General features: G+C 66.5%; 8 protein-coding genes. 4 read left to right on the top strand and 4 right to left on the bottom strand.

The genetic code is table 11. The features are described from left to right. Positions 1-54: 54 nt before the first annotated feature. On the top strand, positions 55-534 hold the full coding sequence (locus IP69_RS14205) for a hypothetical protein (protein ID WP_054143489.1): 480 nt from the start codon (positions 55-57) through the stop codon (positions 532-534). 321 nt (positions 535-855) lie between these two features. On the opposite strand, the gene IP69_RS14200 is transcribed toward IP69_RS14205, so the two are convergent. Beyond that, positions 856-1,149: a type II toxin-antitoxin system ParD family antitoxin gene (locus IP69_RS14200; protein WP_054143488.1), complete on the bottom strand. Its 294-nt coding sequence runs from the start codon at positions 1,147-1,149 to the stop codon at positions 856-858. Between the two features lie 78 nt (positions 1,150-1,227). Continuing rightward, complete coding sequence (gene ggt / locus IP69_RS14195) at positions 1,228-2,994, bottom strand: gamma-glutamyltransferase (RefSeq protein ID WP_054143487.1); 1,767 nt, start codon at positions 2,992-2,994, stop codon at positions 1,228-1,230. A 159-nt stretch (positions 2,995-3,153) separates the two neighbouring features. Between ggt and IP69_RS14190 the strand changes: the two genes are divergently transcribed. The 3 genes from IP69_RS14190 to IP69_RS14180 all read left to right on the top strand — a co-directional run bounded on the left by IP69_RS14190 (position 3,154) and on the right by IP69_RS14180 (position 5,235). After that, positions 3,154-3,744 carry a LemA family protein gene (locus tag IP69_RS14190; RefSeq protein ID WP_082359328.1) on the top strand — a complete coding sequence of 197 codons (591 nt, stop codon included), beginning with the start codon at positions 3,154-3,156 and terminating at the stop codon, positions 3,742-3,744. A 100-nt stretch (positions 3,745-3,844) separates the two neighbouring features. After that, on the top strand, positions 3,845-4,630 hold the full coding sequence (locus IP69_RS14185) for a TPM domain-containing protein (RefSeq protein WP_054143485.1): 786 nt from the start codon (positions 3,845-3,847) through the stop codon (positions 4,628-4,630). After that, complete coding sequence (locus tag IP69_RS14180) at positions 4,630-5,235, top strand: TPM domain-containing protein (protein ID WP_054143484.1); 606 nt, start codon at positions 4,630-4,632, stop codon at positions 5,233-5,235. The genes IP69_RS14185 and IP69_RS14180 overlap by 1 nt, the downstream gene beginning before the upstream one ends. A 7-nt stretch (positions 5,236-5,242) precedes the next feature. Here IP69_RS14180 and IP69_RS14175 read toward each other — a convergent pair whose 3' ends face one another. Next, positions 5,243-6,001 carry a DUF1223 domain-containing protein gene (locus IP69_RS14175; RefSeq protein WP_054143483.1) on the bottom strand — a complete coding sequence of 253 codons (759 nt, stop codon included), beginning with the start codon at positions 5,999-6,001 and terminating at the stop codon, positions 5,243-5,245. 68 nt (positions 6,002-6,069) lie between these two features. Then, complete coding sequence (locus IP69_RS14170; protein ID WP_282568242.1) at positions 6,070-7,038, bottom strand: lipid A biosynthesis lauroyl acyltransferase; 969 nt, start codon at positions 7,036-7,038, stop codon at positions 6,070-6,072. Positions 7,039-7,144 lie beyond the last annotated feature (106 nt).

The raw sequence follows: 7,144 nt of genomic DNA, 5'->3' as shown, positions 1-7,144 counted from the left end.
CTGATGCTCGACCAGGACGATGCGGCCGCGGCCGCCGTTGCCGGCTGATCCGCCATGCTGCGCTGGCTTTTGTTGATTCCGTTCGCGCTGGTGATGGCGATGGCCGCCGGACTTGTCGCGATGATGGTCGCGAGCGTCGTTTCGCCCGGTCTCGCATTGCTGATCGGCGGCGGTTTCGAGCGCCTGCTCGATGCGCTGTTTGGGCTGGCCGACATGGGCATCGACCCCGGCCCCACCGCGCAGGCGGCCTTCGTGCTGCTCGGGCGGCTGGGTTTTGCGATCCTGGTGGTGCCGGTCGTGCTGGTGGCTATCGGGAGCGAGTTGTTTTCGTTGCGCAGCGGCCTGATCCAGAGCGGGCTGACCGGGTTGCTCTCGGCGCTGTTGCCGCTGGGCATGCTGGGCCTGGCGCGGACGCCGAGTGGGGCCGAGGTTCAGGTCATCGGCGCGCTGGTGCTGATCGGCGCAGCGACGGGGTTCGTCTATTGGCTGATCGCCGGACGCGGGGCAGGCGGGGAGAAGCCAAAAAGCCCCTGAATTTCGCAGGCTTTCCTCTGATCAGAACAAGTGTGAAAGCTCGCGTCTGCCGTCAACGATGCGAACGATCTCGACTTGCTGGATCAGACCGTGGTCGGTGTTCGGTCCGTCCGATATAGCAGAAGGTAGGGCGACTCGATCAGCATCCGCAATTCCGGATGGATATCCGGCCGCCGCACTCCGATACGAGGATGGTCGCATAACAGCTGCGCCTTATGCTCGATTCGGTCGAACTATCGCTCCGCTACGGTCGGGCTGTCGATGCCGATCAACACATAGATGTCGAGCAGATCCGCGCGAGCCTGCGGAGACCAGACGACATCAATCCCGGATAATGGCAACGGTCTTTCGAGCAAGTTCGAGACGCTGACGAGCCTCGGCTCGCAATTCATTCATATCGACGGGTGACCCAGGGCCGCTTGCAAGGCCTTCGTCCCAGAGTCGGCGCAGTCGCTCGATATCGTTCTGCCGTAGCTCTCGCTTGTGCTGCCAGTCGCGCACCGCGTCGCGGATGGCCTCGCTGGTGGTCGCGTATTCGCCGAGCTCAACAGCAGTCCGGATGGCTCCGAACTGTTCCGCTGTCAGTGCGATGCTGATCTTCTCAATGGTGGACATGGTCGCGTTTCCAGCATTTCTGATTCCAGATAGTATGACTTAGTCATACTCGTCGGCAAGCTGTCGCTGCAAATGTCGTCAATCCCCGATCGCAACGCCCTCTCGCCGCCCGTCAGCTCCACCCACAAAGCCCTCCGGCGTCTTGACGATGGCCTGGATGCCCGAGGTCATCTCCAGCAGACGGACCTCGTGGCCCTTTGCCTCCAGCGCTGACTTCCAGTCTTCGGCTTCTGTGCCCTTTTCCAATTCGGTCGGCCCGTTGCGGCTGCCGAAATTGCCCAGATCGACAGCGGCCTGCGGGTCCATCTTCCAGTCGAGCAGCGCGACCAGCGTTTTGGCGACATAGCCGATGATCTGGCTGCCGCCGGGCGAGCCGACGACGGCATAGAGCCGGCCGAAGGCGTCGAAGACCAGCGTCGGCGCCATCGAGGAGCGTGGCCGCTTGCCGGGCTCGACGCGGTTGGCGACCGGCTTGCCGTCCTCCTCTGCCAGGAATGAGAAATCGGTCAGCTCGTTGTTGAGCAGGAAGCCGCCCGCCGTCATCAGCCTGGCGCCGAATCCGTCCTCGATCGTCGTGGTCATCGACACTGCATTGCCCTGTGCATCGACGACGGAGATGTGGCTCGTGCCGTTCTCGATGCCATCGGAAGGGGCCAGCAGCTGAGCGCGCTTGTTGGGCGGTTCGCCGGCCTTGGCGCGGCCCATCGAGCGCTCGGGGCTGATGAGGCCGGCCCGCGAGCGGATATAGTCGCGGTCGATCAGGCCACCGGTCGGCACGCCGATGAAGGCGGGGTCGGCGAGGTAGAGATTGCGGTCGGCGAAGGCCAGCCGCCCGGCCTCCGAGAACCAGTGGGCAGCCTCGGCACCAGGCCCCAGGCGGGCGAGATTGCGCGTTTCGAGGATGCCGAGCATCTGCTGGACGGCGACGGCGCCCGAACTCGGCGGCCCCATGCCGCAGATGCGCCAGACCCGGTAGGCGCCGCAGACAGGCTCGCGCTCCTCGACCTTGTAGCCGGCGAGATCGTCCAGCGTGATGTCGCCCGGATTGGTCTTGTGGCCGGTGACGGTGGCGACGATGTCCCGGGCGATCGGTCCCGCATAGAAGGCCTGCGAGCCATTGCCGGCGATGGCGCGCAGCGTTTGTGCGAATGCAGGGTTGCGCAAGATCGTGCCGATCGCCTTGGCCTTGCCGTCCGGCTCGTAGAAATAGGCCGCGGCGCGCGAATCCTTTGCAAGGTTCGTCTCGCGGGAGAGCAGGCCGTTCAGACGCGGCGAGATGGCGAAGCCATCGTCGGCCAGCCGGATCGCGGGCGCCAGCACCTGCGCCCAGGGCAGGCGGCCCCAACGCCGATGCGCCTCCTCCAGAAGCTTCAGCGTGCCAGGCACGCCGACCGAACGCCCGCCCACGACCGCATCGACGAAGCGCAACGGCTTGCCGTCAGGCCCGATGAAGCGGTCGGGCTTGGCTGCGGCAGGCGCGGTCTCGCGGCCATCGAGCGTGACCAGGCGCTTGCCGGCCTCGTCCCAGTGCAGCAGGAAGGCGCCGCCACCGATGCCGGAGCTTTGCGGCTCGACCAGATTGAGCACGAGCTGGACCGTGATGGCTGCATCCACCGCGCTGCCGCCAGCGCGCAGGATGTCGCGCCCCGCGCTGGCGGCGAGCGGGTTGGCGGCTGCCACCATGAAACGCTGCGCGGTGGCGGCGGATTTGGCCACCCGGCCCGTGGCGGCCTCCGGGGCGGGGGCCAGGCCCTGCGCGCCGGCATTTCCCGCGAAAGCTGCTCCGATCAGGACGGCGGCGACGAGATGGCGAAGCGGAGCATTTCGGCCGCGCAAACAGGTCATTGATCGAACTCCTGGAACGGATCGGCGGCAGACTAGCGTGCAAGGCCGGCTTCACGCCATGGTCGCATTGGCCTTGGTGCCGTCATCGCGGCCAGCTAAGGTCGTCAGGCTGTCGTCAAGACACCGCCAAAGGGGCCCGGCATGTCGTTTTCATTTCCCATGATCGCTCGTCGATCCGTCGCCATCGCAGCCCTTGCCCTGCTGGGCGCCGTGCTCGCGGCCTGCGGCGTCAACAACGTTCCGACACTCGAGGAGCGGGCCAAGGCGAGCTGGGGCGAGGTGCAGAACCAGTATCAGCGCCGTGCCGATCTGATCCCCAACCTCGTCGAAACGGTGAAGGGCTTTGCCGCGCAGGAGCGCGAGGTGCTGACCGCCGTCATCGAGGCCCGCGCCAAGGCGAGCCAGGTCAAGGTCGACGCCTCGACGATCACCGATCCGGCGCGGTTCAAGGAATTCCAGGATGCGCAGAACCAGCTGAGCGGCGCGCTCGGGCGCCTGCTGGTCACGGTCGAGCGCTACCCGGATATCAAGTCCAACCAGAACTTCCTGGCCCTGCAGTCGCAGCTCGAAGGCACCGAAAACCGCGTCGCCGTGGCCCGGCGCGACTATATCCAGGCGGTGCAGGCCTTCAACACCGAGATCCGCACCTTTCCGGGCGTGATCTGGGCCCGGCTGTTCTGGGGCGCCAAGGCGATGGAGAGCTTCACGGCGACGACAGGTGCCGAGAGGCCACCGGCGGTGAAGTTCTGAGGGCGAGAGGACCGTGGGTCGCAAGCCGCCGTCATGCTCGGGTTTGACCCGAGCATCTCCGGGGAGAGATTATCGCGTCTGCGCTGCGCTCCGCCTGAGAATGACGTCGCGATGGCTGTCGCAGCTCGGCGCTCTCCTTCTCCTGCTCTGGAGCGGCGTCGCGCTTGCCGCCGACCCGACCTATCCCGCGCTGTCGGGCCGGATCGTCGATGGCGCGAATCTGATCGCGCCCGAAGCCCGCCAGCGCATCGAGACCAAGCTCAAGGCGCATGAGGACAAGACCTCCGACCAGCTCGTGGTGGCGACGGTCCCGTCCCTGCAGGATGTCTCCATCGAGGACTTCGCCAACGGGCTGTTCCGGTTCTGGAAGCTGGGCGAGGCGAAGACCAATAACGGCGTGTTGCTGCTGGTCGCACCCACTGAACGCAAGGTGCGCATCGAGGTCGGCTACGGGCTCGAAGGGGCGCTGACCGATGCCTTGTCCAAGGTCATCATCACCACGGCTGTCGCGCCGAAGTTCAAGACCGGAGATTTCGCCGGCGGCATCGAGGGCGGTGTCGATGCGATCCTGAGCATTCTGTCGGGGGATGCCGAGGAATGGCAGCGGCGCGCCAGCGTGCGCAGCGACGAGAGTTCGACGGGGGAAACCATCGCAGTCGTCTTCGTGATGCTGATGGTCTTCATCCTGATCGTCGCCTTCATGACCGAGGCCCGCAGGGGCGGTTCGTCACGGCGCCACCGGCTGCGTGACGGGCGCTGGGTGATGGTGCCGCCCAGCGCCGGCTGGGGCACGGGGTCGGGCGGGGGCTGGAGTTCGGGATCCGGCGGTGGCTTTTCGGGCGGTGGCGGATCGTCGGGTGGCGGCGGGGCCTCGGGAGATTGGTGATGGACGAGCAGGACAGGGAAATGATCGCGCAGGCCGTGCGCGAAGCCGAGAGACTGACGGCTGGAGAAATTGTCGTCGTCATTGACCATGCCGCGTCGAGCTACCGGACCGTGCCGGTGGTGGTGGCGCTGACACTGGCGCTGTTCGTGCCGTGGCCGCTTCTGGCGATGACGGCCACGAGCGCGCCGCGGATCTTCCTGATCCAGCTGATCTGCGCGGTGCTGCTGTTGGGTGCGATGCTCTGGTATGGGCGCGGCGGCCGTTTCGTGCCGGGTTTCATCAAACGCCGGCGCGCCCATGACGCGGCGTTGCGCGAATTCGTCGCGCGCGGCCTGACGCGGACGCGGCAACGGACCGGCGTCCTGCTCTATGTCGCGATCCAGGAGCGCTATGCCGAGATCCTCGCCGATACGGGCATCGACGGGAAGGTCGATCAGGCTGTGTGGGACGGCATCGTCGAGCCCCTGCTGACTGCGGCCCGGCAGGACCGGCTCACGAACGGTCTGGTCGAGGCTGTCACTGCGCTTGGGGGCGTGCTCTCCCGGCATGCGCCGCGTTCGGCCGACGATATCGACGAACTGCCCAACAAGGTGGTGATCCTGTAAGGCGGCCTCAGCGCGGGCTGCGGGCCGCGCCCAGGATCGCGCCCGGCATCATGCCGTACTTGCCCGGCTGTTCGACCTGGACGATCACGACATAGCTGTCGGACTCGGGAGCCTGCGTCGCGGCCAGCGCCGCGCTCAGCGTCGCTGCCTTGCCGTCCCAATCGCCGATGCGGGTCAGGCCGCGCACGACATTGGCGTAGGCGACGGTCTTGCCCTGGTTCTCGCCGCGCGTGATCGGCACGCTCACCATCCGCGTCGTCGCAACAGCCCAGACGCCGGCCTTGCGTTCCAGCGGCTCGCCCAGAGGCTCCAGGGCAACGCTCAGCCCGCCGGCCTCTTCCTTCAGGCTCAGCTTGACGACAAAGCCGGTGCCCGGCGCCGGCTTTGCCGCCCGCTCGATCTCGGCCTTGTCGGATCCAACGACATGGGCGACGCCGTTGACCACGGCCTGGGGCGTATAGACCTGTCCGTCGCCGCGGGCCTTGGCGTAGAATTTCTGGCGCTTGGCGAAGCTGTCCTTACCGAGCGTGTCCTTCCAGCCGAGATAATCCCAGTAGGTCACCGGCAAGGTCAGCGCGATCAGGTCCGGCTGTTTCGCGAGTTCGACGAAGAGCGCGTCAGCGGGGGGGCAGGAGGAGCAGCCCTGGCTCGTGAAGAGCTCGATGACGGCGGTGGGCTGCTTGCCGGCGTCTTCAGCGCGCGCAACGGCGCTGCCCAGGACGAGCAGGGCGGCGGTGGCCGAAAAGAGGTGCGCGAGACGGGTCATGGCTTGAACTCAGCGAGACTTCTACATCTCAGACGTTACCAAAGCGCCCAATGCGTTTCACTTGGAAATCACGTTGCCTTGAAAACCGGGCTGCGAACAACAGCCAGACCGGCTTGCGCGGCGGCAGCCGTGATCATGGTCGGCCGCCAGCGCCGGTGCATCCAGAGCCACTGTTCGGGATGCTCGCGCACCCAGCCCTCGACAACCGCGCTCATCATCGCCATCGCGCCCTGGACGTCGATCTCGCCTTGCGCATCGCGGGGGAGGTCTAATGGGGGGGTCAGCTCCAATTTGAAGCGCTGGTGGGGCAGACGGATGACCCGCACCCCATGCACCGGGCATTCGAACCGGCGGGCGAACTTCCCCATGATCGGATTGGTCAGGGCGGGACGGCCCATGAAGGGCACCACGACACCGCGGGTGAAATGCTGGTCGATCAACATGCCAAGATGGCCGTTGCGCTCCAGCACGCCTTGCATGGCGAAGGCGGCGCCCTGTTTTGCTGCGGCCAGCCCGCCCATCGCGCCCGAGCGGATCTCGTGGACGACCGCCGCGATCGCCGGGTCGTTGGGGGCGCGGAAAACGGCCGTGGTGTCGAGGTCATAGGCTTGAGCGCAGATCGCCGGCAGTTCCCAATTGCCGAGATGAGCCGAGAAGATCAGCCCGGGCTTCGCGTCGTCCTTGAGCGCGGTGAAATGCTCGATGCCCTCGACCTCGACGCGCGACGGCGCGTCAGGGTTGAGGTGGTCGTAGTCGAACAGCGTCTTGAGATGAGCGTATTCGGCGGCAGTGCGGCCCAGATTCTCCCAGGCGCCCCTCGCGATCCGGCGGACCTCCGGTTCGGCCATGCCGGGGAAGGCGACGCGGATATTGGCGAGCGCGATCCGGTTGACCGGGATCAGCGGGCTGGCGGTTCGGAGCAGCCAGCCGCCGAGGTCGCTCGAGCGCTCGGGGCCGAGCAGGCGCAGGAAGGCAAACAGCGCCCTGATCAGGCCGATCATCGCCAGGGAAAAGGCGCGCGCAGCAAATGTCTTCAAGCGTCTCAAGATGCGGCCCGGCCCTTTTCGCCCTCATAGCCTGCAAGCCGGGCGGGAGCCGCGACTTGCGGCAGGAATGCCGTTTCGTCAAGTTTCCCACGCTTTG

It is taken from the genome of Allobosea sp. AAP35, assembly GCF_001295925.1.
Taxonomy (GTDB): Bacteria; Pseudomonadota; Alphaproteobacteria; order Rhizobiales; family Beijerinckiaceae; genus Allobosea.
This window is presented reverse-complemented; position numbering and strand designations above follow the sequence as displayed.